Here is a 23,613-nt window from a genome sequence, read left to right on the forward strand (position 1 = left end):
ACCGACTTGCCCGAGCCGGTGGTGCCGGCCACGAGCAGGTGCGGCATCTTCTCCAATTGGGCGATCACCGGCTCGCCGCCGATGGTCTTGCCCAGCGCCAGGGCGAGCTTGAACTTCGAGTTCGCGAAGTCTTCCGAGGCGATCTGCTCGCGGAAATACACCATCTCGCGCTTGGCGTTGGGCAATTCGATGCCGATGACGTTGCGCCCGGGCACCACGGCGACGCGGGCCGACAAAGCCGACATCGAACGGGCGATGTCGTCGGCGAGGCCGATCACCCGCGAGGACTTGACGCCCGGCGCCGGCTCCAGCTCGTACAGCGTCACCACCGGGCCGGGCCGCACATGGATGATCTCGCCGCGGATGCCGAAATCCTCCAAGACGCTCTCCAAGAGCCGCGCATTCTGCTCCAGCGCCTCCGTCGAGATCGTTGTCCCAACCTGCTTGCGCGGTTCCGCGAGCAGGTCGATGGGGGGCAGCTCGTACACGCCCGCGAAGCGCGGCGGCGGAGCCTGGCGCGCGGGCAGGGGCGAGCGGGCATAGGGATGGACGGACGCAACGCGCTGCGGCTCGGCGGCGCGGGCGGGGACGGGGGCGGGTGGCTCCGCCGCATCCTCCTCGTCCTCAGCCTCCTCGCCCTCGTCCGGCGCGAGGCGCGGGGCGGCGGCCTGCGACCGGCCCGGCCGGTCGAGACGCGGATAGGTCGGTACGACCGCCGGCTCGTCCTCGTCCAGAACCGCGTCCTCGTCCTCCGCGTCGGCGATCGCGAAGGCGCCGTCCTCTTCATCCAGCTCGTCGTCCGCTGGCCGGACCGGCTGGAGAGCTTGAGCGGCCGCGGGGCGGCGGTCCTGCGGCCCGGCCGCCGGCGGCCGGGAGGCCCGCACGGGCTGCACCGGCTCGGCGACGGGCTCCTCGTCGTCGATCGCGAAGGCTTCCTCCTCGTCGTCCTCCGCCGGCTGCGGCGGCTGAGGCGCGGGGCGGCGGCTCGGCGGCACGGCCTGGGGCAGGCGTCCGGCCCGGACCGGCCGCGCCGGCTCCGGGGCGTCCTCCTCGTCATCGACCGCCGGGGCCTCGGCCTCCTCCATCGCCCGAGCCGCCGCAGGCCGGCCCGATTCGACGGGCTGCGGCCGGGCGGCGCGGGCCGGACGCACAGGCTCCTCCTCGACGAAGATCTCTTCCGGCGCCGCGGGGATGATCTCGACCGCCTCGGCTCCGGCATGCTGTGTCTGGAGGGGCTCGGCCTCCGCCTCCAGCCGCAACGGCTCGGGCTCGACCGGCAGCAGGCCGCCGCGCGGCGGCGACCAGGAATAGGCGCGGAAGAAGGAGACGATCGGCGCCTGCGCCAGCAGCAGCGCCGGACGAGGCGCCGGCGGCTCCGGCAGCGTGCCCTGCCACTCCAGGCTCTCCCAGAACACGGCGTCGGGCAGGTTCGACCAGGCGCCGGCGGGAGGGGGCGGGACGACCGCGTCCTCGACCGGCTGCGGCGAGGCTTCGGCGAGGGCGATCGTCTCGGCATCCGAGGCGACGGCATCCGCCTGCTCCTGGCCTGGGCGGCGCAGCTCGCTGTCGGGCGTGCGGGTGAAGCGCACATTGGCCGGCAGCGAGAGCGAGCGCTGCCAGGGCGGGGTCTGGAATCGCCCGTTCTCGGGGTCGGCGGCCTCGGCCGGCTCGGGTGCCGGTGTGGCCTTTCCGGCCGCTCCGGCCTGCCGGGAGCGAACGATGAAATTGGGTCTGGGGATACGCATGACCGCCTGCGAGCAAGACTCGGGATTTCCGTTTCCGGAACATCGCGCCCAATCGGAAAGGCGTGGTTAACGAGGCGCTACGACAGCTCGTCGGGACCGGCGCGCGCACCCCCGCGCCGATGGGCGGCCGAGGCGCGCCGGCCCGTCACCAGGCGTGTCTCGAGCGCCGCGTCGGCGCCAGCGTCATGGTTTCGAGCGGCCGCCACACCTCGCCGTCGAGCCAGGGGAAGGCGGCGCCCGTCCAGCCTGCCGACTGCGCGAGCCCGGCCCTGTGATTCGACAGGGCGGCGTCGTCCGGGAATGCCGATACCCAGACGAAGACGGTTTCACCCTCCCTCACCGGCAGGCGCGGAAACGAGTTCGGGCTTCGCTCCGTGACGAAGGTCGCATCGATTCTCGCGCCGCCGGCTTCCAGCAGGGGCCGCGCCCTGCGCTCCCACGATTCGGCGAATTCGACCTCCCGTCCGGGCGCGAGCGAGCAGGTGGACACGGTCACGACACCGCTCTGCCCATAGTCCCCGGAGAAGGGCGGCGCGCCACTCGATGCCTTCAAAAGCAGCACGTTGTCGGAATTGACCATCGTGGCGTTCGCCTCCGGTCCCCATCGCCTCCAGGCCTCGCCGCCGTAGAACGCCGCCAGCGCGGCGGCCCGCTCGGCCATTCCCGCGAAGCTGCGCATCCAGACGAAGGCATCGGGGTCGGCCGCGTCGCGGTAGAAGCCGTGCAGCCGCATCCCGGCGGCTTCCTGGGTCTCCACGAATTCGCGTTCGAACACCGCGATCAGCGCCTCCCGCCGCCCCGGCCGAAGGCGGTAACGCCTCAGCTCGAAAACCTCGCCCGATTCCGACATGTCGCCTCCCAAACAGGTTATCTGACCTGTTTAAAACAGGATGATTGACCTGTTCTGTCAAGCCGGTATCGTGCAGGGGGAGAGGGCGATCGAGGTGCCATGCCGCGACGGACGAATGATCCTGATGGAATGCGTCGCCGGATCGTCGATGCCGCCTTCGAGGCGTTCGCGCGCGAGGGATATAACGCAACGCCGATGCACGCGGTCCGGGACCTCGCCGGCGTTTCCTCCGGCGCCTTCGCCCACCATTTCCCGACCAAGCACGGGCTGGGAATGGCGGTCATCCGCGAGCGGGTGGCGGAGGCGATCGGCAGGACCTGGATCGAGCCGCTCGTGCGGGCGGCCGACGCCAGATCGGGCATCCGCTCGGTCTTCGACACGACGATCGCGGAGATCGACGACAGCGGATCGGTCTCGGGGTGTCCCCTGGGGAACCTGGCGGCGGAGCTTTCCACGCAGGGGGAAGGATTTCGCGCCGAGATACACCGGATCTTTCGGCAATGGGGCGATGCGATCGCCGACAAGCTGGCGGCCGACGGCTGCCCGGAAGAGGATCGTGCCGGCATGGCGAGCTTCGTCGTCTCGTCGTTTTCCGGGGCGATGCTGCAGGCCAAGGCCTGCCAGTCGTCGGACCCGTTGCGATCGAGCGCAGCTCAGGTCGAGCGGATCATGAGAGGACCGGAAGCCGAACGGAACCGATCGGCACGTCAATAGATCTCGAATGAGACGGCCGGTCGATCGTGAACACGAAGACGGCCGGGATCAGAGCCTCGCCAACCCTTGTATTGCGCAGGATTTCCTCTCGCCTTCAGAGCGAACGCTGGGGCAGGGAAGCGGATAGAATCCTGTGGACCTTCGTTCCGATGGTTGAATCGGGACGGCAAACGGCTATGACGGGATGCACCGTCGCCCGGCGCCTGGTCGCCACAGCCGATCCGGCTCCGCCCGGCGGGCTCTTCGCCCACCGCCGACCTCGCGGCCGGCCCTCAGGATGGACGTGCCCCCCGTGAAATACGTGTTCCTGATCATTCCCTGCATCCTCTGCCTCTGGGTGCCGCTCTACAACCGCCTGGAGCCGACGCTCTGGAGCATCCCGTTCTTCTACTGGTTCCTCCTGGTGCTGGTCCCGGTGTCGGCGTTGTTCATCTGGATCGCCGCGCGGATCGAAGGCAGCGATTCATGATCGACAACCTCAACTGGACCGCGACGGCGGTCTTCATCGCCCTCTTCGCCCTGGTGACGGTGCTCGGCTTCGTCGCCGCGCGCTGGAAGGCCGGCAATCTCGACGAGCTGCACGAATGGGGCCTGGGCGGGCGGCGCTTCGGCGCCTGGATCACCTGGTTCCTGCTCGGCGGCGACCTCTACACCGCCTATACCGTGATCGCGGTGCCGGCGCTGGTCTATGCCATCGGCGCTTACGGCTTCTTTGCCGTGCCCTACACGATCCTGATCTATCCCCTGGTGTTCGTGACCATGCCGCGGCTGTGGAACGTCGCGCACAAGAAGGGCTACATCACCGGGGCGGACTTCATCTACGGCCGCTACGGCAGCAAGGGCCTGGAGCTGGCGGTGGCCTTCACCGGCATCCTCGCCACGATGCCCTATATCGCGCTGCAGCTCGTCGGCATGGAAAAGGTGATCCAGGCGCTGGGCTTCCAGGGCCAGGGGCTGATGTCGCATGCGCCGCTCACCATCGCCTTCGTGATCCTGGCGCTTTACACCTACAAGAGCGGCCTCAGGGCCCCGGCCATGATCGCCTTCGTCAAGGACATCATGATCTATGTCTTCGTCATCGCCGCGGTCGTGATCATCCCGGCCCAGCTCGGCGGCTATGGCGCGATCTTCGAGGCGGCCGGCAAGGTCTACGCGGCCAAGGCCGCCGCCACCCCGAACGTAGGCCTGACCCTGACCCCGGCGCAGGTCTCGCCCTTCATCACCCTGGCGATCGGCTCGGCCATGGCGCTGTTCATGTATCCGCATTCGATGACCGGCGTGCTCTCCGCCTCCGGTCCCGGCGCGATCCGGCGCAACGCCATGACCCTGCCGGCCTATTCGCTGGTGCTGGGCCTGATCGCCCTGCTCGGATTCATGGCGCATGCCGCCGGCATCCAGGTCGCCAACCCGCAGGATGCGATCCCGCAGCTGGTGCTGAAGATGTTCCCGGCCTGGTTCGCCGGCTTCTGCTTCGCCGCCATCGCCATCGGTGCGCTGGTGCCGGCGGCCGTCATGTCGATCGGCGCGGCCAACACCTTCACCCGCAACGTCTGGCGGCCCTTCGTCGAGCCCGGCATGTCGCCGCAGCGCGAATCCTATCTCGCCAAGCTGATGTCGCTGATCGTCAAGGTCGGCGCCCTGGTGGTGATCCTGTTCATGCCGACCAAGTTCGCGCTCGACCTGCAGCTGCTCGGCGGCGTGTGGATGATCCAGATCTTCCCGGCGATCGTCCTCGGCCTCTACACCCGCTGGTACAGCGGCACGGCGCTGCTGATCGGCTGGGCCGTGGGCTTCGTGCTCGGCACCTGGCTGTCCTGGGGCCCGGCCGCCTGGGTGCCGACCTCGGTCATCGGCGGCTTCGGTGCCTATAACGGCCTGATCGCCCTGGCGGCGAACGTGGCGGTGGCGACGGTGGTCTCGCTCGTCGCCCGCTCGGTGGCGCGGGACGAGACCGCGCCGGCCGATTTCGAGGACGCCCGCAGCCCGGCCTGACCATCCGGACAACGAAAAAGCCCTCCGGCGGGGATTTCCGCCGGAGGGCTTTTTTATGTGGACGCGATCAGCCGTCGATGCGGCGCTTGTAGGTCTCGGGCAGGAACAGGAGGCCCACGACCAGGGTGATGACGGCGACGACGATCGGGTACCAGAGGCCGTAATAGATGTCGCCGGTGGCGGCCACCATGGCGAAGGCGGTGGTGGGCAGGAAGCCGCCGAACCAGCCATTGCCGATATGGTAGGGCAGGGACATCGAGGTGTAGCGGATCCTGGTCGGGAACAGCTCCACCAGGAGAGCGGCGATCGGCCCGTAGACCATGGTGACGTAGAGCACCAGGACGAACAGGATCAGCACCACCACCGGCTTGTTGATCGCGGCCGGATCGGCCTTGGCGGGATAGCCGGCCGCGGTCAGCGCCGCCTTGGCCTTGTCCTGGAAGGCGGCGATGGCGGCCTTGCGGGCATCGCCCGAGACGGCTGCGGGATCGACGCCTGATATCTTCACGCCGCCGATCTCGATCTCGGCCACGGCGCCGGCCGGAGCCGCGATGTTGGAGTAGGAGACGCTGGCCTTGGCAAGGTAGGACTTGGCGATGTCGCAGGACTTGGAATCGAACTTGTTCTTGCCGATCGGGTCGAACTGCAGCGAGCAGTCGGCAGGATCGGCGGTGACGCTGACGGGCGCCGTCTGCTGCGCGGCATAGAGCGCCGGATTGGCCGCCTTCGACAGGGCCTCGAACAGCGGGAAATAGGTCAGCGCCGCCAGGAGGCAGCCGGCCAGGATGATCGGCTTGCGCCCGATCCGGTCGGAGAGCCAGCCGAAGAAGACGAAGCCCGGTGTGGCCAGCGCCAGGGCGATGGCGGTGAGGATATTGGTGGTGGCGCCGTCGACCTTGAGGGTCTTCTCCAGGAAGAACAGCGCATAGAACTGGCCCGTGTACCAGACGACCGCCTGGCCCGCGACGGCGCCGACCAGGGCGAGGATGACGACCTTGAGGTTGCTCCACTGGCCGAAGGCCTCGGTGAGCGGCGCCTTGGAGGCCTTGCCCTCCTCCTTCATCTTGCGGAAGACCGGGCTCTCGGCGAGCTGCATGCGGATCCACATCGACACCGCGAGCAGCACGATCGAGACGAGGAACGGCACGCGCCAGCCCCAGGACGCGAAGGCTTCCTCGCCGAGGGCCATGCGCACGCCGATGACGACGAGCAGCGCGGCGAACAGGCCGAGCGTCGCCGTGGTCTGGATGAAGCTGGTGTAGAGGCCGCGCTTGTTGTTGGGCGCATGCTCGGCGACATAGGTCGCCGCCCCGCCATATTCGCCGCCGAGCGCCAGGCCCTGCAGCAGGCGCAGCAGCACCAGCGCCACCGGCGCGGCGACGCCGGCCGAGGCATAGCTCGGCAGCAGGCCGACCAGGAAGGTCGACAGGCCCATGATGCCCATGGTGACGAGGAAGGTGTTCTTGCGGCCGACGAGGTCGCCGATCCGCCCGAAGACGAGCGCGCCGAACGGACGCACGGCAAAGCCGGCGGCGAAGGCGGCCAGGGCGAAGATGAAGCCGGTGGTCTCGTTGACGCCGGAGAAGAACTGCGCCGTGATCACCGTGGCCAGGAGGCCGTAGAGATAGAAGTCGTACCATTCGAACACCGTCCCCAGCGAGGAGGCGGCGATGACGAGCTTCTCGCTCTGCGTCGCCGCATGGTGTTTCGGCAGGTCGGTGGGAATCGATACCATGGACGTGTCCTCTCCTCCGCGATGCGGGCCGCGCCGGCGCCCGAGACTGCGAGCCTGCTCGGAACGACCGCGCGGCGCTGGGCCGTGCCGGCCTCACGCACCCGTCGGTGGGTCCTCCCATGGCTCCCGGCGCCGCGCTGCGGCGGCTTGCCGGATCGCAGCACCATCTGTCCGGCGGCCCGCAGCGTCCATCCCGACTTTGGTCGGGTGCGGGCGGGGAGGAACAGCTAGGCCCGGCGCTTGGGGAAGGGCATGCCGGCGCTGTGGGCCGTGGCGCCGCCGTCGACGGGGATGATCGCGCCGGAGATGTAGCTGGCTTCCGGCGAGACCAGGAAGGCGACGAGGGCGGCGACCTCGCCGGCGCTCGCCATGCGCTGCTGCGGCAGCTGCAGCTGCTGGCCCGGGCCGAAGCCTTCGATCAGGCCGGCCATCATGGCGGTGTCGGTCGGGCCGGGGCACACGCAATTGACGCGAATGCCGAAGCGCCCGTAGTCCACCGACCAGGAGCGCGTCAGCGCCACCAGCGCGCCCTTGGAGGCGGTATAGGCATCGGCGAGCGGCATGGCGCGCAAGGCTGCGACGCTGGCCATCAGCACGATGGCGCCGTCCGGCCTGAGATGCGGGCGGAAGGTCCGCACCGTCAGCATCACGCCGGTGAGGTTGACGGCCAGCGTCCTGTCCCAGGCTTCGAGCGAGAGCTGCTCGGCGCGGTTGTCGTCGGGCCTGAGGTTGATGCCGGCGCAGGGCACCAGCGCATCGATCGGGCCGATCGCCGCGGCGCAGGCCGCGAGGCTCGCCTCCGAGGTCACGTCGCAGGCATGGTTGGCGATGCGCTGATCGGGATGGGCGTTGCGGTCGAGCGCATGCACGGCCCAGCCCCGTTCCGCCAGCAGGCTGGCCGTGGCGCCGCCGATGCCGCGCGCCCCGCCCGTGATCACCGCGACCGGCTTGCCGTCGCTCATGGCGCCGGCCTCGCCGTTCCCGGCCCGCGGTCGAGCCGGAACACCGGCAGCACCATGTCGCCGGCCGCCTCGAAATCGACCGTGACGCGGTCGCCGCAGCGGGCGTCCGCCGCGCCCTCGCCGACGAGGTTGCTCATCAGCTGCACGCCCTCGTCGAGACGGATGATGGCGATGACATAGGGCAGGCGGTCGGCAAAGCCGGTGGGCGGGCCGGCCATCTGGACCGTGACGGAATAGATCTCGCCCTTGCCGGGCGAGGCGCGCCAGCCGAGATCGTCCGACAGGCAGTGCGGGCAGGCGCGCTTGGGATACATGATCGGCCGGTCGCAGGCGCGGCATTCCTGCAGGACGAAGCGGCGCTCGGCGGCGGCTTGCCAATAGCCGGCGGACCAGGGGCTGGGCTTGGGCAGCGGGCGGGACATCAGGGCTCCCTCGACAGAATGGTGACGTGCGAATCCATCCAGGTGCCGCCCGAGGCGGTCTCGACGGCGTTGACGAGGTCCGGCACCTGGCGTGCGCCCGCCTTGCCCATGAGCTGGCGGAACGCCTCCACCAGCACGGCGATGCCGCCGCCGACGCCGCTATGGCCTTGCGACAGCATGCCGCCGTTGGTGGTCATCGGCATGGTCCCGCCAGGCGCGGTATGGCCGGCGGCGACGAAGGCGCCGGCACGCTCGCCGGCGCACAGGTCCAGCGCATCGAGGGCGATCAGCGCGAAGACGGGATAGGCATCGTAGAGCTCGGCGATCTGGATATGCTGCGGCCCGAGCCCCGCCTGGGCATAGGCCTGCTTGGCGGCCTGCGGGAAGCCGAGGCGGGCAAGATCGGTATCCTGCGACACCGTCCAATGGGTCACGACGGAGGCGTGCCCCCGCACATAGACCGGCGTCGGCGTCATGGCGGCGGCCTCGTCGGCGCGGGCGACGATGAAGGCGCTGGCGCCGTCGGCGAGCATGTTGCAGGTCTTGGCCCGCATCGGCGTCGCCACCATCTTGGAGGCGAGGACCTCCTCGAGGGTCAGCGGCGCGCGGTGCATGGCGTTGGGGTTGAGCGCGGCCCATTGGCGCAGCGAGACGCAGACGGCGGCCATCTCCTCCTCGCTCGTCCCGGTCTCGTGCATGTAGCGCCGGGCGACCAGGGCGCCGACGGCGTTCATGTTGTGGCCGTAAGGGGCCTCCCATTCCTCCGATACGCCGGTCGTGGCGAAGAGGTCGATGCCGGCCTGGCGCGGCAGGGAGCCGAGCGCGTCGGAATGGACGCAGAGCACCGTGCGGGCCTGGCCGCTGGCGATCAGGCCTTCGGCGACGGCGAGCATGCTGGAGCTGGTCGCCCCGCCGGCCATGACCTGGACGTTCATCCGGGCCGAGCGCAGCATGCCGAGCTCCTCGCACAGCCGGGAGAAGACCAGGTCGACGTTGAACAGGCGCGAGGCCAGCGCTCCCGTCGGCATGACGACGTCGATGTCGCGCGGCGACAGGCCGGCGTCGAGGATCGCCTCGCGGCAGGCGAGCACCGCCGCCTCGATCTCGCTGCGGTCGGGATAGCGGCCCGACGGCACCTCGCCGATGCCGACGGCGGCAGCTCTGGCTCTTTCCATGCGCGGGTGTCTCCTTGCGGCGGCGGTCAATGGACCGCGGCGTACATGATGGCTTCTTCGGTGGCGGTGCCGGCACTGAACTCCTCCACCACCCGACCCTTGCGGCAGACGAGGATGCGGTCGGAGAGGCTGAGGATCTCCGGCAGGTAGGAGGAGATGACGATGACGGCGAGGCCGTCGTCGGCGAGGCCGTTGATGATGCGATGGATCTCGGCGATGGCGCCGACGTCGACGCCGCGCGTCGGCTCGTCGAAGATCACCAGCGATGGGCGCTGCACCAGCGACTTGGCGATGACCACCTTCTGCTGGTTGCCGCCCGACAGCTCGATCACCTTCGCGTCCGCGCCGATCGAGCGCACGGCGAGCGCCTCGCTCCAGGTTTTCGCCAGGGCGGCGATCTCGGCGGGCCGCACCACGGCGCCGCCGTGGGCGGCGAGGTGCCCGAGGCCGATATTCCAGGCGATCGACATCGTGTCGAAGAAGCCTTCGAGCTTGCGGTCCTCGGTGACATAGACGATGCCGTCGCGCACGGCCTGGCGCGGCACGCGGTAGCGCACCGAGCGCTCGCCGAGCCGGATCTCGCCGCCGTGGAACAGGTTGCGCTTGGCGATGCCGGCGATGATCCGGGCGGTTTCGGTGCGGCCGGAGCCGATCAGGCCGAACATGCCGGTGATCTGCCCGGCATAGGCTGTGAAGGAGGTGTTGCGCACCACCTTGCCCATCGACAGGTTCTGCACGCTGAGCACCTGCCGGCCCGCCGGCCGGGCCCGGCGCCCGCCCTCGCCGTAGAGGTCCTGCGCCAGGGCTCGCCCGACCAGCGCCCTGACGATGCCGTCGCGGTCGAAGGCTTCGCGCCGGTCGCTCGCCACCAGCCGGCCGTCGCGCAGGATGGTGATGTGGTCGGCGAGCTCCAGCGCCTCCTCCAGCGCGTGGCTGATGAAGACGATCGACACGCCTTGCGCCTTGAGGCGGCGGACGAGGGCGAAGAAATGATGCTTCTCCTCCGGCGTCAGCGAAGCGGTCGGCTCGTCGAAGATCAGGACGCGGGCCTGCTGGCGGACGGCGCGGGCGATCTCCACCATCTGCTTCTTGGCGACGCCGAGCGTGGCGACATTGGCCCAGGGATCGACGTTGAAGTTGAGCGCCTGCAGGAATTGCTGCGCGGCGATGTAGAGGGGGCGCAGGCGGTTGAAGAAGCGCTCGTCGCCGAGGAAGATGTTCTGCGCCACCGTCATGGACGGCACCAGGCTGTTCTCCTGGAACACCATGACCATCCCGGCCCGCATGGCCTCCGCGGGAGAGGCGAAGGCCGCCCGCTGGCCGTCGACGAACATCTCGCCGCGCGTCGGGGTGACGACGCCGGCGATCATCTTGGTCAGGGTCGACTTGCCGGCGCCGTTCTCGCCGAGCAGGGCGTGGATCTCGCCGCGCCGCAGGATGAAGTCGACGTTCTCCACGGCCGGCGTGCCGCCATAGAGCTTGCTGACGCTGCGCAGCTCGACCACGGGAGGCATGCCGGTCATCGCGCAGCCTCCACGCTCGGAAGAGGCAGGGTGAGGATGGCGTCGCCGCCCTTGCTGGCGACGAGAAGCCGGCCGCCCGCCTCGATCGCCGCGGTGATGCCGTGCCGGACGCCGTCGGCGCGGCTGTGCCAGCTCGCGTCGGGCCGGAAGCCATGGTCCAAACCGACGACGAGCCCGAAGGAGCGCGTCGGCGCCCAGGGCTTGAGGATGCCGAGCTGCTTCAGCGCGCCGCCCTGCATCGGCTCGAGGAAGGAGCGCGGCGCGGTGAGCGAGGGCGCGATCCAGTGCGCCTCCTCGACCTCGGCCATCATCTGCTCGCGGAAGGATCGCTCGCGCAGCACGAACTCGATCAGCTGGCTGCGCGGCGCGAACACGGCAAGCCAGGCGCCGCCGCCCGTGCGTGGGGCGAGGCGGGCCGGGTAGCCCGGCAGGTCCGACAGGACCGGAGCCGGGGGGCCGTCCGGCCGGATTGCCAGGATGCGGCTGCGCCAGCTCTCGCTGACGAAGATGCGTCCGCCTCGGGCCAGCACCCCATGAGGGTAGGCGAGGGCGTCGGCCAGGCAGGTCGCCTTTCCCCCTGCCTCGATGCGCCAGACCGACCCGGTGGCGCCGCGCTGCATCAGGTCGCGCCGCCAGTCTTGCGGCGCGTGGCGGGAGGAGCCGAGGCAGACGATCAGCGCCCCCTCCTCGTCGAAGGCGAGGGCCGTGGGACAGACCAGAGGCCGGCCGCCGACCTTGTCGAGCGTCTGTCCATCCCGAGAGCCGCCGAAGAAGATGATCCGCCTGTCCGTGAGACCGACGGCGAGACTGCCGTCCCTGCCGGCCGCCAGGCAGGAGACCGGGGCATCGAAGGTCCTCACGGTCTCGGCAGCTTCGTCGGGGTGCCGGGGCAGCCGCCGCACGTGGTTGCCGCTGGTGAAGAGGACCCCGAGCGGCGTGGCGACCAGCGCGTCCGGCGCCTGGGCCTGCAGCACGAGGGGGGCCTCTTCGAGGGCGCGATTGGGGCGGAGCGCGCCGTCCATCGGCGGCATGGTCACGGCATGCTCGCCGGCGCCGGTGAGCCGGTCGCGCAGGCGGGAGATGAGGGCGATCACGGCTTGTCTCCGCGATAGGAGGCGGCGGCGGTCCAGCCGGGATCGGCGCCGGGGATGCGGTAGCGCCCGATGCGGTTGTTGGAGACGCCGCCGAGGTAGAGCCAGCCGCGGTCCTCGCGCATCGAGGTGATCATCGGGTGATTGACCCCGTGCCGGTCCCACAGGCAGTCGGTGATGCGGCCGCTTTCGTCGAACTTCACGACGCAGCCCGAGTTCATGTTGGGAAACAGCCACTCGTCCGGTGCGACGCGCTCGACCATGCGCTTGCGCACGTCCGGCCGGCGCAGCGCCATGTCGAACATCGGCGTGCGCATGCCGACGAGGGCCAGCCAGTAACCGCCATCCGAGGCGCGGTTGATGTTGTCGGGATAGCCGGGCAGGTCGGGGATGACGATCTCCCGCCGGCCTTGCTTCGGCCCGGCGAACCAGTAGCGGGAGATGCTGCAGCCCCATGTCTCGGCGAAGAAGAAGGACTGGCCGTCCCGCGCCATGCAGATGCCGTTTGGGAAGCGCAGCTTTGGGATGACGGTGCGCGTCGAGCCGTTGCGCGGATCGAAGCAGATGATGCGCCCGTTGCCGCGCGCCTCCAGCGCGTCGACCATCCATTCCGACATGTCGAAGCGGATGGTCGCCTCGCTGAAGAAGATGCGCCCGTCCGGCGCGATATCGAGATCGTCGGCGAGGCGCATGCGCGAATCGTCGATCACCGAGAACCAGCTTCGGTTGGTCTGGTCGGAAAGCTTGGTCACGGTGCGGTCCGGCGCGATGGCATAGAGGCCCATGCCGGCAATGCAGGCGACGAGATTGCCGGCCTTGTCGAAGGCCATGCCGAGAGGGTGGCCGCCGGTGTGGACGAACAGCTCGCGGCGGCGGTGGTCGGGCGCCAGGAAGCGGACGATGTCGCCCTGGCGCGTGCCGCTGTAGAGATGGCCCTCGGCGTCGAGGATCGGGTCTTCCGGACCTTCGATCTCGCCGAGGCCGATCAGCTCGACATCCCGGAGCTTGTCGTTGACGGCATAGGGCGAGGCGGAGCGCTCGGCCGTTTCCGGCGAGGGAGCGAGGGAGAGATAGGTCGGCGCGACATAGACCCGCGAAAGCACCTTGGCGCGGTTCTTCAGCCAGCGCACGTCGATCGCCACCGCGGCCAGCAGCACGAGGCCGAGCACGAAGGAGCTGCCGCCGGTGGGCAGGCCCAGGCGGATCAGGCTGTTGGAGACGATGAGGACGATGATCGCGCCGAGCACGGCCTTGAACACGGAGCCGCGGCCGCCGCCGAGGCTGTTGCCGCCGACGACGGCTGCCGTCAGCGCCAGCACCTCCAGCCCGACGCCGGTGTCGGACCCGGCCGCGTTGAGGCGCGAGGCGTAGAAGATGCCGGCCGCGGCCGAGAGCACGCCCGAGATCACATAGGTGGTGGCGACGGTGCGCCGGACCGGCAGCCCGGCATTGTAGGCCGAGCGGCGCGAGCCGCCGACCGCCAGGATGCGCCAGCCGGGACGCAGGCGCGTCAGCATCAGGTGCAGGACGATCGCCACGGCGATCGCCGCCCAGAGCGACGCCGGCAGGCCGCCGATCTTGCTGAAGCTGATGAAGTCCCAGATCGCCGAGCGCGTCGTCGGCCGCGCCACCTTCACCGCATAGGCCAGGATCAGCATGTCGACGATCGAGCGCACGATGATCAGCGAGACCAGCGTCGTCAGGAACGCGCGCAGCCTGAGGTACCCGATGAGGATGCCGTTGACGATGCCGACGGCCGCGCCGCAGGCGAGCACCACGGGAATGACCACAAGGATCGGCCAGCCCAGCATGTTGAACAGCGCCAGCGTGACGAAATTCGCCAGCGCGAACACCGACCCGACGCTGAGGTCGATGCCGCCGGCGAGCATGACCACGGTCATGGCCAGGGTGACGAGGAGGAGCTCGCCGAACTGCGCCGCCATGCCGCCGAGCCCGCGCACGGTGAGAAGGCCCGGGATCAGGGCCTCGAAGATCGCCAGCGTCGCGACGAGGATGACGAAGGGGATCGCATTGTCGATCCAGTTCTTCGCCAGGATCTCGCCCAGGACATGGTCCGGGACGATCCTGTAGCGCAGGCGGGTCAGGAGGTCGCGCATCGGCGGTTCCGGCTCGGGACAGGGGAGCGGCCGGCGCCCGGGTTCGGTCCCGGGCACCGGACGTGGTCAGGGGCCGTATTTGCGGACGTCGTCCAAGGTCCAGCAGGCGCCGGGATAGTTGCTGTCCTTGTCGATGGTCTTCAGCGGCGTATAGAGCGCGACCGGGTGCTCGCCCGGCTGCGCCGGCTTGCTCTGCAGCAGGCTGCGGACGGCCATCATCAGGTCGCGCGCCTGGCCCTTGGCGTCGTAGCTGATGTAGGTGGTGAAGTTGCCGTTGGCGATGTTGTCGCAGGCCGAGGCCTGGTTGCCGCCGCCGGACGAGACGAGGTAGACCTGCCCCGTCCTGCCCGCTTCCTTGATGGCCGCGGCGATGCCGACATCCATGTTGTCCCACATGCCGATGAAGCCGCAGAGGTCGGGATTGGCCTTCAGGACCGTGCCGGCGATGGCGTGCGCCTTGCTGGCATCCCAGTCGGCGGCCTGGTTGGAGACGATCTTGATCTCCGGGTGATCCTTCAGCGTCGCCTCGATGGCCTGGATGCCGTATTGCGAGGTCGGATTGGTGAGCACGCCCTGCATGACGGCGATCTTGCCGGACTTGCCGCTGCCGGCGCCGCAGAGCTTGACCATGGCATTGGTCTGGCGGACGGCGAGGTCGTACCAGTTGGCGCCGATGACCATGTCGCCATTGGCGTCGGCCTTGAGGTTCATGGTGACGACGGGGATGCCCTGGGCGTTCGCCTGCTGGATCAGGCGGGTATAGGCCTGGATCTCCGGCGGATGGATGACGAGCACGTCGGGGTTCTCGGCGATGAGCTGGGATATGGCCTGCGCGCCCGCATCCACGCTCCAGTTGGGGTCGCGGATGGCGAGGTCATAGCCAAAGGCCTGGGCATCGAGCTTGAGGCCGGCGGCCCAGGCCTCCGTCAGGTCGAAGCCCATGGCGATCGGCACGAAGGCGACCTTCTTGCCCTTCATCGCCGCCGCGCTCTCGTTGACGAGGCCGTCGTCGGGCTGGCCGGCCCGCGAGGGCGTGCTCCCCATGGCGGCGGCGAGCGCCAGCGCGCCGGCCAGAAGTGTCAGAGCTTTGTTCACGAATGCAGTCCTCCCGTTGGTGTTTTCGCGGCTGCCGGTCGCTTGCGGCGGCGCCTACCCGGCGCCGAAGGGGGGGCTTCGGGGCCCATGAACCTCTAGATGTCTCCCTGTTGGGAGGTCTGCTCGTCGCGCGGGTTGACGAGGGAATCGATGACGATGGCGGCGAGGAGCACGAGGCTCTTGACGATGTTCTGCAGGGTGTAGGGCACGTTCATGATGGTCATGCCGTTGAGCAGCACGCCGATCAGCAGGGTGCCGACAACCACGTTGCGGACGGTGCCCTTGCCGCCGCTGAGGCCGACACCGCCGATGACGACCACCAAAATGACGTCGTAGACGAGGTTGGATCGGGCGACGCGCGTTTCCATGCTGTCGACCGAGGTCGCCATGATCACGCCGGCGACGAAGGCGATGGCGGCGCAGCTGACATATTGCAGCACGATCAGCGGGCGCATCGGCACGCCGGTGATGCGCGCCGCCGACGGGTTGTCGCCCATGGCATAGAGGAAGCGGCCCTGCGTCGTGACGCGCAGCAGCACCTCGCCGACCAGCGCCACGGCGGCGAAGAGCAGGACCGGGTTCGGCACGCCCAGCACCGCGCCGCTGCCGATCCACTTGAACCAGGTGTCGCCCGCCGCCTTGAGGTAGACGAGGTTGTCCTCCAGCAAGAGCGAGCGCACGCAGCCATAGGCGGCCGTGCCCATGGCCAGCGTGGCGAAGATCGCCGGGATCTCGACATAGGCGACGAGGATCCCGTTCACGAGGCCGATCGCCAGCGCCAGCCCGAAGCCGAGCAGGATGGCCGGCTCGAGCGCCATGCCGTGATTGGTGAGCTGCAGCACCCAGGCGACCGACACGGCCATGGTCGCCACGATCGACAGGTCGATGCCGCGCCCGATGATGGCCATCGCCATCGCCACGCCGAGGACGCCGAGGATCGAGACGTTCTGCACCAGCGCGAGCAGATTGCCGCCCGTGAGGAAGCTCGGCAGCAGCAGGGCGAAGATGGCGAAGATGATTGCCGTCAGCGCGAAGACGATGGCTTCCTGGCTGATGGCGCGCGGCTTGCGCCGGACGATGTCGGCGGGCGCGTTCACGAGCCTGCTCCGGCCTGTTCGGCGGCCAGGCGCTGCTCCAGGGCCTGGCGCTGCACCTTGCCGGTGGCATTGCGCTGGAGCTCCGCCTCGGCGACGAAGATGACGCGCCGCGGCAGCTTGTAGCGGGCGATGCGTTCTGCCAGCAGGGCGATGACATCGGCCTCGCTCAGCGCGGGATCGCGCGGCACGACGAAGGCGACGGGGATCTCGCCCCATCGCGCGTCAGGCTGGCGCACCACCACGGCCTCCGCCACCCTGTCCGAGGCGCGCAGGACGCGCTCGAGCTCGGCGGGGTAGATGTTCTCGCCGCCCGACTTGATCAGGTATTTCCGCCTGTCGATGAAATCGAGGGTGCCGTCGGCGTTGCGCACGAAGTCGTCGCCCATGTGGAACCAGCCGCCGCGGAAATCGTGGGCAGTCTCCGCCGGCGCGTTCCAGTAGCCGCTGAACAGGGTCGGCGAGCGCAGGCACATCTCGCCAACTTCGCCGATGGCGACCTCCCGGCCGTCGTCGCCGGTGAGCCGCACCTCGCAGAACGAGGTCTGGCGCTTGGAGAAGGAGGCGGGCGCCACGCCCGGCGGGATCATGGCGCCGCTCGCTGGGGCGATGCCGGTCTCGGTCGAGCCGAAGCTGTTCAGGAAGGGCGCATCGAGCAGGGCTGAGATCGCGGCGATCTGCGCCGGCGGCACCAGGTTGGCCATGCAGCCGGCGGCGGCGACACGGCGGACGGGCTTGGACGCATGCTCCAGCGCCGCGATCATGCGTTCGATCATGCCCGGCATCAGCACGAACCAGCCGACGTCGATCCGCGACAGGCCCTCGACGATCGCCTCGGCGTCGAAGCCGTCGGTGATGAAGACCGGCGCGCCCTGGCACAGCGAGGACAGGGACGGGTCGGCGGAGGCCATGTGGAACAACGGCGACCAGGCGATGCAGCCGTCGCCCGGCCTGACGCCCCAGTCCGCCATCATCACCATGCTGCGGGCGATGACGGCGCGATGGCTGATCACGGCGCCCTTGGGCAGGCCGGTGGTGCCGCTGGTGTAGAGGATCAGCAGGCCATCGTCGGGCGCGGCCTCCACCGCGGCCGGCCCGCCGCCGGCGCCGGCCAGCAGCGCCTCATAGGACGGGCCGAAGACATGGAGGGGGCAGCGGCTCGCCAGCTCGGCCAGCGCGGCCTCGTAGCGCGGCGAGACGAAGGCGAGCGCGGGCTCGACGAGGCCGAGGCAATGGGCGAGCTCGTCCGCCGACTGGCGCCAGTTCTGGCAGGCGGCGATCAGGCCCGTCTTGGCGCAGGCGAGCACGACTTCCAGATATTCGGCCCGGTTCTCCGAGAGGATGGCGACGCGATCGCCGCGACGCGCGCCAGCCCTGCGCATGGCGTGGGCAAGCCCGTCGACCCGCTCCGCCAGGGCGCCGAAGGTCAGCGTCCGGGCTCCGTCGATGATGGCGGGCTTGTCCGCTGCCGCCCTGGCGGCATCCCGGAACAGCGCGCCGACGGTCGGCCCGGCGGCTGCGACCATGGCTTCGTGCTCTCTCGCGTCCGAGGCAGGGCCCGCGCTCGTCACGGGGCTCGACCCGACGCGCAAGCGGCCACGAGCGGTGCGGTTTGCCCTCTGCCGTCCATGGCTGCGCTGTCCCTCCCTTGAATTCCGCCCGTGGCGGCCTTTGTTTCCTGATAGTTTCCTATCAAGCAACTTCCGTGTCAACCATGCTTGTGCCATATCAGGAGCCGAGGCGCCGGCGATGCGGCGCGGCAACAGGGGCGGGCGGGAGGCTGGCGTGGCGGCGGTTGGCGAGCTCGGACTGGTCCTGCGCCGGCTGCGCAAGGCGTCGAACCTGACGCTGGAGACGGCCGCGAGGACGGCAGACGTCACCAAGGGGTACCTTTCCAAGGTGGAGTCGGGCAGCGCCATGCCCTCCATCGCCGTGGTCAGCCGCCTCGCCGACGTCTATGGCGTGCAGTTCTCCGACATCTTCATCCCGCAGGGCGAGCGGGGCCCGATCTCCGTGGTCCGGGCCAGCGATCGGGTGCCGATCAACCGCAACGGCAGCGAGCTCGGCTATGTCTACGAGGTGGCCTCGCTCAACAAGGCCGATCCCCGCGCGGAAATCTTCTTCCTGACCTTGCCGTGCATCGAGGGCGAGGGCCTGCCGCGATACCGGCATTCCGGCGAGGAGATCCTCCTGATGCTGGAGGGGCAGATCCGCTTCAACTTCGTCGGCACGGACATCGTCCTCGGGCCGGGCGACTGCATCCAGTTCGAGGCGAGCTTCGAGCATTACGGCGTCGCCATCGGCGGTAAGGAGGCCAAGGCCTTCGTCGTCATCATCTCGGAGCGGCTGCGCGGGTCGTAAGCCGGTGGAGCGGGCGACGACGCTCCATCCCGGCCCGTGCTGCTGCCTGTGGGCGGCGTGTGCGGAGAGCCGTCTCGGAAGCACACGCGGCGCGATCTGGTATAGGATGCCGGCATGACGAGGCCGGTCATCCTGGTTGCCGACGATCATCCCATCTTCCGCGAGGCGCTGAAGATCGCGGTGGCGCGGGCGGCGCCGGGGGCGCTGATCCTGGAGGCGGGCCGGCTCGGCGAGGCGGCGGAGGCGACGCGGCGGGCCGAGCGGCTCGACCTCGTGCTGCTCGACCTCAGGATGCCGGGGGCCGAGGGCTTTTCGGGCGTGGCGCTGCTGCATGCCGAGCGGCCGGAGACGCCGATCCTGGTCATTTCCTCCGCCGACCAGCCGGACGCCGCGGCCGGTGCCCGCGCTTACGGCGCCATCGGCTTCGTGTCGAAGTCGGCGGATCTCGGCACCATCGAGGGCGCCATCCGGCGGGCGCTGGCGGGCGAGCGGGCGCCCGAGCCCGCGGCCGGACCCGATCCGGAAGTGGCCGACATGGCGGCCCGGATCGCCCGGCTGACGCCGGCGGAGCTGAAGGTCCTGGTCGGCGTGCTGGCCGGCCGCCTCAACAAGCAGATCGCCTACGATCTCGGCCTGTCCGAGGCGACGGTGAAGGGCCACATGACGGTGATCATGCGCAAGATGAACGTGCAGAACCGGACGCAGGCCGTGCTCGCCGCCCGGGCGCTCGACCTGGCCCTGGCGGGTTGAAGCGGCAAGGCCGGCCGGATTCCCGTCCGACCGGCAGCCCCTCAGAGCGTGGTGCTGACCGTCCAGGTGGCGCTGTCGACGGCGTCGGATGCCTCGATCTCGGCGCAGACCGCATCGAGCTCCCGGGGATCGGCCGTGGTCGGGATCAGCGAGGCGGCCAGCTCCACCTGGTCCTCGGTCTCCGAGAGCACGTCGATCTCCCGAATCGGATAGTTCGCGCGCGCCAGCGCCGAGCTCAGGACGTCGCGGGCGTCGGTGACGTTCTCGGCGTTGCACACGGCGTGCACGCGGTAGTGCGCTTCCGTGGCCGCCGCCGAGATCGGTTGCCGGTTGAGGTAGTTCACGAGCGGGCGCAGCAGCGTGTTGCCGGCGAGGACGAAGACGGTGACGGCGCCGGCCTCGGCGATCAGGCCGCTCCCGGCGAAGGCGCCGACGGCCGCCGAGGACCAGAGCGTGGCGGCGGTGTTGAGGCCGCGGACCTGCGCCCCCTCCTTCATGATGACGCCGGCGCCGAGAAAGCCGATGCCGGAGACGACATAGGCGATGATGCGCGTCTCGCCCTCCGCCCCGAGCAGCCGGTTGCCGAGATGGACGAAGGCGGCGGCGCCGACGGCGACGAGCACCATGGTGCGAAGCCCGGCATTGCGCTGGCGGATCTGCCGCTCGAGGCCGATCAGGCCGCCGAAGACGAAGGCGGCCAGCAGCGCCGTGCAGGCGGAGAGGAAGGCGGTCAAGTCGAAGCCGAAGCCTGCCGGCATGGTGGATCCCCCGATCGTCGACGGAGCCCGTGACGGCCGTCAGACCGGACGGCTGCGCCGGCGATGCGATCCGATCCCCGTCTTCGACAGCATGTTCGCGATTCGCAGCGCCCGCGCCAGCCCCGCCGCCGCGATGACCCGCCGGCGGAACAGGCGGCGGGCCAGGGCGAGGACCAGGACGGCGGCGTGGAAATAGACGGCCGGCGGCAGCAGCGCCGGCGCCGCCGCGGGGTCGAGGCCGATCCTCCGCAGCGCCGATCGCGCACGCGGGATCCGGCCGGACGCGGGGCTGCGGGCCGCGAGGATATCGCGGCTTCCGTTCGGATCACGATGCGGCTGCAGGGTCATGATGGTACTTTCCAGCGAAGGGTGGGCAGGGCGCTCAGGGGCCGGCGACGAGCATGCGATCGACGGCGGCCAGGAGCGCGGACAGGGCGAGGCAGGCGGCGAGCAGCAGCCAGCCGGAGATGCGGGGCCCCGGCGGGAGCCCCGGTCGTCGCGGCCGTCCCGGGCCGGCCGGCCTCGGCCGGCGCGGAGCGGTTTCGCGGCAGAGCTGTGCGATCATCGGCGCCTCCTCATCCCGGATTGCCGGTGGCGAGCTCAACCAGGCGGACCAGCACCAGCCCGACGGCGACGACGAGATAGCCCCGCAGCACGATCATCCAGAGCTTCTCCCGGCTGCCCAGCCGCGGCGGCGGCAGGGTGTCGAGGGGCGGCATGCGCCAGGTCTCCCGGCCGGCGCGGTCGATCGACACGGGGCGGGCGCGGCCGGCGACCAGCCAGACCGCGACGGTCAGCGCGCTGCCGCCCGCGAGGATGCCGAGGATGACGGTCTCGGAGATGTCGGGATAGAGCACCGAGGCGGTCAGGATGATCGACATCATCACCAGCGCGGCGATGACGCCGCCGGTGAACAGGTTGGTGGCGCGCCCGTTCGCCCAGGGGCCGAGCACGGCCCGGTCGTTGCAGAGCAGCAACAGGAACACCGTGGCGCTGGGGAGCAGCACGCCGGCCAGCGTCTGCACGCCCTCGGTGACGAGGCCGAGCGGCGCGTTCGGCAGCAGCACCAGCGCCGCGGCCGCGGCGATCAGGCCGCAATAGACGAGGTAGAAGCCCTTCGCGTCGGTCGCCTTGCGATGCAGCGAGTGCTTCAGCGACAGCACGTCGCCGAGGGCATAGGCGGTGGCGAGCGAGACCGCGGCCGCGCCGATGATGCTGGCGTCGATCAGCGCCACGGCGAAGAGGGTCGCCGGCAGGGCGCCGACATAGGCCGCGAGCCCGGCCGAGATGCCGCCGGCATCGGTGAACTGGCCGAATTCCGGCTTGCCGGCGAAGGTCGCCGCGCTGAAGCCCATCATCGCCACCGCGCCGACGATCACCACCACGATGCCGATCCACAGATCCGCCTTCTCGTAGGGGATGAAGCGGGGCGTGATCCGCTTGTCGATCACGTAGGACTGCTGGAAGAACAATTGCCAGGGTGCGACGGTGGTGCCGACGATGGCGATGATGAGCAGGATCACGTCGCTGAGCCGGTCGGTGGCGGGCAGGCGCGGCACGAAGAAGTCGCGGGCGACCTGCCCGAGCGGCGGATGGACGGCCAGGAAGATCGGGATCAGCAGGAGGGTGCCGAGGCAGAGCGTGACCGCGAAGCGCTCGAAGCGGCGGAAATCGCCGGTCATGGCGGCGGCCATGGTGACGGCCGCGGCGGTGACGACGCCCCAGATCTTGGGCAGGCCGAGATAGCTCAGGCCGAGGTCCACCCCGATGAACTCGGTGACGATGGTGAGGGCGTTGAGGACGAAGAGATCGATGACGCTGAAGGCGCCCCAGAACCTGCCGAAGCGCTCGAGGATGAGGCGCGCGTGGCCGACGCCGGTCACCGCGCCGAGCCGGAGCACCATCTCCTGGTTGACGTAGAGGACGGGAACCAGAAGGAGCAGCGTCCACAGCAGCGATGTGCCGTAGTTCTGGCCGGCCTGGGTGTAGGTGCCGAAGGCGCCGGCATCGTTGTCGCCGACCATGACGATGAGGCCGGGGCCGACGATGGCGGCGAGGGTCTTCAGCTTGGCGCCCCAGGTCAGCCGGGGATGGATATCGCCCGCACGGACCGTGCCGAAGGCGCCCGTGATGTCGCCGACATGGGCGGAATCGAGGACGGCGTGGCGCTGCGGCGGGCTTGCGGACATGGTCGTGTCGGACATGGGAACCTCTCAGGGTCTGGCTTTTCGCAAGGTCGACCGGCCGGCGGGCAGGGTCCCGCGCGGCTCTCCATGGGGGCGCGCTCCCGGGTTCGCCGGGGCGGGGCGTCGCCGGCCGGGCATGGGCCCGCGCACGGCGTCTCGCCGATGTCGAAGGGAAGGGAAGGCGAGGGGCGCCTTGCGGCGGCCCCGGATGCCCGGCTCAGGCGCGGGCGAGGCCGATGCGCCGGACGGGGCGCTCGGGTCCGGCCGCGACCGCGATCGGCGGAGCGGCGTCGGGCGCGTGCGGACTTCGGCCGGAACCGGTCCTGGCCGGCACGGCGGGCATGGCGTTGCCCGGCGTCCGCGACAGCGGCACCGGGATCTTCAGGATGGGGTCACGGCCGGCGGAGGCGGCGTGGAAGGAGGAGAGGGCCATGGAAGCCTCCCTTGCTCAAGCGGTTGCGCTCGAGCCCGGGAAGCCCGGCCACGCCGTCAGCGCCTCGGCGCCGACGGCTCGCAGTCGATACGTCCCGGGCGATGAACCGGCCAGGCAATCTGTCCGCAGCGGGGGCCGAAGCTCCAACTGTGGCAGTCGCTGGTCGGCGTGCTAGATCGCGGGTTCATGGGATCCGTCATCGGGTTGAACGGGGGCCGCGAAACGGCGGCCGAGCAGGGCCGAGGGACGTCCGAAAGACGTCCTTCACCTCCGCCTGAAGATGGTCTATACCTAACGGGGGTATATATTCAAGGGGCTTGGGCGGAAAAATGAGTCACATCGAGAAGGAGAAGGCGAAGCTGCTCAACCGGCTGCGGCGCATGCGCGGCCAGATCGAGGCGATCGAGCGCGCCGTCGAGGGCGACGAGGAGTGCGCGCGGGTGCTCCAGCAGGCGACCGCGTGCCGCGGCGCGCTGGACGGGTTCATCGCCGAGATCATCGAGGACCACATCCGCGAGCATCTGGTCGACCATGCCGCCCCCCGGGACGACGCCCGCAACCAGGCGGCGGAGGAACTGGTCGAGATCGTCCACGCCTATCTGACGTGAGT

Annotated in this window: 23 protein-coding genes and 1 pseudogene; 7 read left to right on the forward strand and 17 right to left on the reverse strand. The window is 70.0% G+C overall.

All coding sequences use genetic code 11. The features are described from left to right. Together QO011_RS35185 and QO011_RS35190 are read right to left on the reverse strand one after the other, a co-directional pair. Window positions 1-1,745, reverse strand: a 1,745-nt coding sequence (locus tag QO011_RS35185; protein ID WP_307282978.1) for a DNA translocase FtsK, incomplete at its 3' end; no start/stop codon positions are given. 145 nt (window positions 1,746-1,890) lie between these two features. Beyond that, window positions 1,891-2,595: an NIPSNAP family protein gene (locus QO011_RS35190; protein ID WP_307282980.1), complete on the reverse strand. Its 705-nt coding sequence runs from the start codon at window positions 2,593-2,595 to the stop codon at window positions 1,891-1,893. A gap of 129 nt (window positions 2,596-2,724) precedes the next feature. Between QO011_RS35190 and QO011_RS35195 the strand changes: the two are divergent. The 4 genes and pseudogenes from QO011_RS35195 to mctP form a co-directional block, all read left to right on the forward strand. Then, a pseudogene (locus QO011_RS35195) lies at window positions 2,725-2,853 on the forward strand (helix-turn-helix domain-containing protein); the annotation flags it as partial. A gap of 15 nt (window positions 2,854-2,868) precedes the next feature. Further along, window positions 2,869-3,309 (forward strand): LmrA/YxaF family transcription factor, encoded by a 441-nt coding sequence (locus QO011_RS35200; RefSeq protein ID WP_307283345.1) that lies wholly within the window; start codon window positions 2,869-2,871, stop codon window positions 3,307-3,309. A 292-nt stretch (window positions 3,310-3,601) separates the two neighbouring features. Beyond that, window positions 3,602-3,778, forward strand: coding sequence for a DUF3311 domain-containing protein (locus QO011_RS35205; protein ID WP_307282983.1), 177 nt, complete (start codon window positions 3,602-3,604; stop codon window positions 3,776-3,778). Next, complete coding sequence (mctP, locus tag QO011_RS35210) at window positions 3,775-5,301, forward strand: monocarboxylate uptake permease MctP (protein WP_307282986.1); 1,527 nt, start codon at window positions 3,775-3,777, stop codon at window positions 5,299-5,301. The genes QO011_RS35205 and mctP overlap by 4 nt, the downstream gene beginning before the upstream one ends. Before the next feature lie 67 nt (window positions 5,302-5,368). On the opposite strand, the gene QO011_RS35215 is transcribed toward mctP, so the two are convergent. The 10 genes from QO011_RS35215 to QO011_RS35260 all read right to left on the reverse strand — a co-directional run bounded on the left by QO011_RS35215 (window position 5,369) and on the right by QO011_RS35260 (window position 18,041). Continuing rightward, window positions 5,369-7,036: an MFS transporter gene (locus QO011_RS35215; RefSeq protein ID WP_307282989.1), complete on the reverse strand. Its 1,668-nt coding sequence runs from the start codon at window positions 7,034-7,036 to the stop codon at window positions 5,369-5,371. A 227-nt stretch (window positions 7,037-7,263) separates the two neighbouring features. Further along, window positions 7,264-7,998: an SDR family NAD(P)-dependent oxidoreductase gene (locus QO011_RS35220; protein WP_307282994.1), complete on the reverse strand. Its 735-nt coding sequence runs from the start codon at window positions 7,996-7,998 to the stop codon at window positions 7,264-7,266. Beyond that, the gene (locus QO011_RS35225) at window positions 7,995-8,420 is read right to left on the reverse strand and encodes a Zn-ribbon domain-containing OB-fold protein (RefSeq protein ID WP_307282997.1); all 426 of its coding nucleotides are present in this window, start codon (window positions 8,418-8,420) and stop codon (window positions 7,995-7,997) included. The genes QO011_RS35220 and QO011_RS35225 overlap by 4 nt, the downstream gene beginning before the upstream one ends. Next, a complete protein-coding gene (locus tag QO011_RS35230; RefSeq protein ID WP_307283000.1) occupies window positions 8,420-9,595 on the reverse strand; it encodes a thiolase family protein in 1,176 nt (391 codons plus the stop codon). The genes QO011_RS35225 and QO011_RS35230 overlap by 1 nt, the downstream gene beginning before the upstream one ends. 26 nt (window positions 9,596-9,621) lie before the next feature. After that, window positions 9,622-11,109 carry a sugar ABC transporter ATP-binding protein gene (locus QO011_RS35235; RefSeq protein ID WP_307283348.1) on the reverse strand — a complete coding sequence of 496 codons (1,488 nt, stop codon included), beginning with the start codon at window positions 11,107-11,109 and terminating at the stop codon, window positions 9,622-9,624. 5 nt (window positions 11,110-11,114) lie between these two features. After that, a complete protein-coding gene (locus QO011_RS35240; RefSeq protein ID WP_307283002.1) occupies window positions 11,115-12,212 on the reverse strand; it encodes an SMP-30/gluconolactonase/LRE family protein in 1,098 nt (365 codons plus the stop codon). Then, window positions 12,209-14,326 (reverse strand): ABC transporter permease, encoded by a 2,118-nt coding sequence (locus tag QO011_RS35245; RefSeq protein WP_307283004.1) that lies wholly within the window; start codon window positions 14,324-14,326, stop codon window positions 12,209-12,211. The genes QO011_RS35240 and QO011_RS35245 overlap by 4 nt, the downstream gene beginning before the upstream one ends. A 66-nt stretch (window positions 14,327-14,392) precedes the next feature. Beyond that, a complete protein-coding gene (locus tag QO011_RS35250; RefSeq protein WP_307283006.1) occupies window positions 14,393-15,421 on the reverse strand; it encodes a sugar ABC transporter substrate-binding protein in 1,029 nt (342 codons plus the stop codon). Window positions 15,422-15,516: 95 nt separating this feature from the next. Further along, complete coding sequence (locus QO011_RS35255; protein ID WP_307283008.1) at window positions 15,517-16,518, reverse strand: ABC transporter permease; 1,002 nt, start codon at window positions 16,516-16,518, stop codon at window positions 15,517-15,519. Next, entirely contained in the window at window positions 16,515-18,041 is a 1,527-nt protein-coding gene (locus QO011_RS35260) for a class I adenylate-forming enzyme family protein (RefSeq protein WP_307283011.1), read from the reverse strand. The genes QO011_RS35255 and QO011_RS35260 overlap by 4 nt, the downstream gene beginning before the upstream one ends. 259 nt (window positions 18,042-18,300) lie before the next feature. Here QO011_RS35260 and QO011_RS35265 point away from each other — a divergent pair, with 259 nt between their 5' ends. Further along, a complete protein-coding gene (locus QO011_RS35265) occupies window positions 18,301-18,876 on the forward strand; it encodes a helix-turn-helix domain-containing protein (RefSeq protein WP_307283014.1) in 576 nt (191 codons plus the stop codon). Window positions 18,877-18,990: 114 nt separating this feature from the next. Then, window positions 18,991-19,626 carry a response regulator transcription factor gene (locus QO011_RS35270; protein ID WP_307283016.1) on the forward strand — a complete coding sequence of 212 codons (636 nt, stop codon included), beginning with the start codon at window positions 18,991-18,993 and terminating at the stop codon, window positions 19,624-19,626. 41 nt (window positions 19,627-19,667) lie between these two features. Here QO011_RS35270 and QO011_RS35275 read toward each other — a convergent pair whose 3' ends face one another. From QO011_RS35275 to QO011_RS35295, 5 genes are all read right to left on the reverse strand, one after another. Then, window positions 19,668-20,384, reverse strand: coding sequence for an MgtC/SapB family protein (locus QO011_RS35275; protein ID WP_307283018.1), 717 nt, complete (start codon window positions 20,382-20,384; stop codon window positions 19,668-19,670). Window positions 20,385-20,423: 39 nt separating this feature from the next. Continuing rightward, a complete protein-coding gene (locus tag QO011_RS35280) occupies window positions 20,424-20,732 on the reverse strand; it encodes a hypothetical protein (RefSeq protein ID WP_307283022.1) in 309 nt (102 codons plus the stop codon). Window positions 20,733-20,766: 34 nt separating this feature from the next. Beyond that, a complete protein-coding gene (locus QO011_RS35285; protein WP_307283025.1) occupies window positions 20,767-20,949 on the reverse strand; it encodes a hypothetical protein in 183 nt (60 codons plus the stop codon). Window positions 20,950-20,959: 10 nt separating this feature from the next. Then, window positions 20,960-22,588 carry an NRAMP family divalent metal transporter gene (locus QO011_RS35290; protein WP_307283029.1) on the reverse strand — a complete coding sequence of 543 codons (1,629 nt, stop codon included), beginning with the start codon at window positions 22,586-22,588 and terminating at the stop codon, window positions 20,960-20,962. Between the two features lie 199 nt (window positions 22,589-22,787). Further along, on the reverse strand, window positions 22,788-23,003 hold the full coding sequence (locus QO011_RS35295; protein ID WP_307283032.1) for a hypothetical protein: 216 nt from the start codon (window positions 23,001-23,003) through the stop codon (window positions 22,788-22,790). 329 nt (window positions 23,004-23,332) lie between these two features. Here QO011_RS35295 and QO011_RS35300 point away from each other — a divergent pair, with 329 nt between their 5' ends. Beyond that, window positions 23,333-23,611, forward strand: coding sequence for a metal/formaldehyde-sensitive transcriptional repressor (locus QO011_RS35300; RefSeq protein ID WP_307283035.1), 279 nt, complete (start codon window positions 23,333-23,335; stop codon window positions 23,609-23,611). The last annotated feature ends 2 nt before the right edge of the window (window positions 23,612-23,613 follow it).

The organism is Labrys wisconsinensis, from assembly GCF_030814995.1.
In the GTDB taxonomy this organism is placed as follows: domain Bacteria; phylum Pseudomonadota; class Alphaproteobacteria; order Rhizobiales; family Labraceae; genus Labrys; species Labrys wisconsinensis.

Coding starts and splice junctions, on each gene's coding strand:
- QO011_RS35260 (WP_307283011.1), bottom strand. CDS start 18,041: ATGGTCGCAGCCGCCGGGCCGACCGTCGGCGCGCTGTTCCGGGATGCC.
- QO011_RS35290 (WP_307283029.1), bottom strand. CDS start 22,588: ATGTCCGACACGACCATGTCCGCAAGCCCGCCGCAGCGCCACGCCGTC.
- QO011_RS35200 (WP_307283345.1), top strand. CDS start 2,869: ATGGCGGTCATCCGCGAGCGGGTGGCGGAGGCGATCGGCAGGACCTGG.
- QO011_RS35300 (WP_307283035.1), top strand. CDS start 23,333: ATGAGTCACATCGAGAAGGAGAAGGCGAAGCTGCTCAACCGGCTGCGG.
- QO011_RS35245 (WP_307283004.1), bottom strand. CDS start 14,326: ATGCGCGACCTCCTGACCCGCCTGCGCTACAGGATCGTCCCGGACCAT.
- QO011_RS35230 (WP_307283000.1), bottom strand. CDS start 9,595: ATGGAAAGAGCCAGAGCTGCCGCCGTCGGCATCGGCGAGGTGCCGTCG.
- QO011_RS35275 (WP_307283018.1), bottom strand. CDS start 20,384: ATGCCGGCAGGCTTCGGCTTCGACTTGACCGCCTTCCTCTCCGCCTGC.
- QO011_RS35220 (WP_307282994.1), bottom strand. CDS start 7,998: ATGAGCGACGGCAAGCCGGTCGCGGTGATCACGGGCGGGGCGCGCGGC.
- mctP (WP_307282986.1), top strand. CDS start 3,775: ATGATCGACAACCTCAACTGGACCGCGACGGCGGTCTTCATCGCCCTC.
- QO011_RS35190 (WP_307282980.1), bottom strand. CDS start 2,595: ATGTCGGAATCGGGCGAGGTTTTCGAGCTGAGGCGTTACCGCCTTCGG.
- QO011_RS35285 (WP_307283025.1), bottom strand. CDS start 20,949: ATGATCGCACAGCTCTGCCGCGAAACCGCTCCGCGCCGGCCGAGGCCG.
- QO011_RS35215 (WP_307282989.1), bottom strand. CDS start 7,036: ATGGTATCGATTCCCACCGACCTGCCGAAACACCATGCGGCGACGCAG.
- QO011_RS35295 (WP_307283032.1), bottom strand. CDS start 23,003: ATGGCCCTCTCCTCCTTCCACGCCGCCTCCGCCGGCCGTGACCCCATC.
- QO011_RS35280 (WP_307283022.1), bottom strand. CDS start 20,732: ATGACCCTGCAGCCGCATCGTGATCCGAACGGAAGCCGCGATATCCTC.
- QO011_RS35235 (WP_307283348.1), bottom strand. CDS start 11,109: ATGCCTCCCGTGGTCGAGCTGCGCAGCGTCAGCAAGCTCTATGGCGGC.
- QO011_RS35270 (WP_307283016.1), top strand. CDS start 18,991: ATGACGAGGCCGGTCATCCTGGTTGCCGACGATCATCCCATCTTCCGC.
- QO011_RS35225 (WP_307282997.1), bottom strand. CDS start 8,420: ATGTCCCGCCCGCTGCCCAAGCCCAGCCCCTGGTCCGCCGGCTATTGG.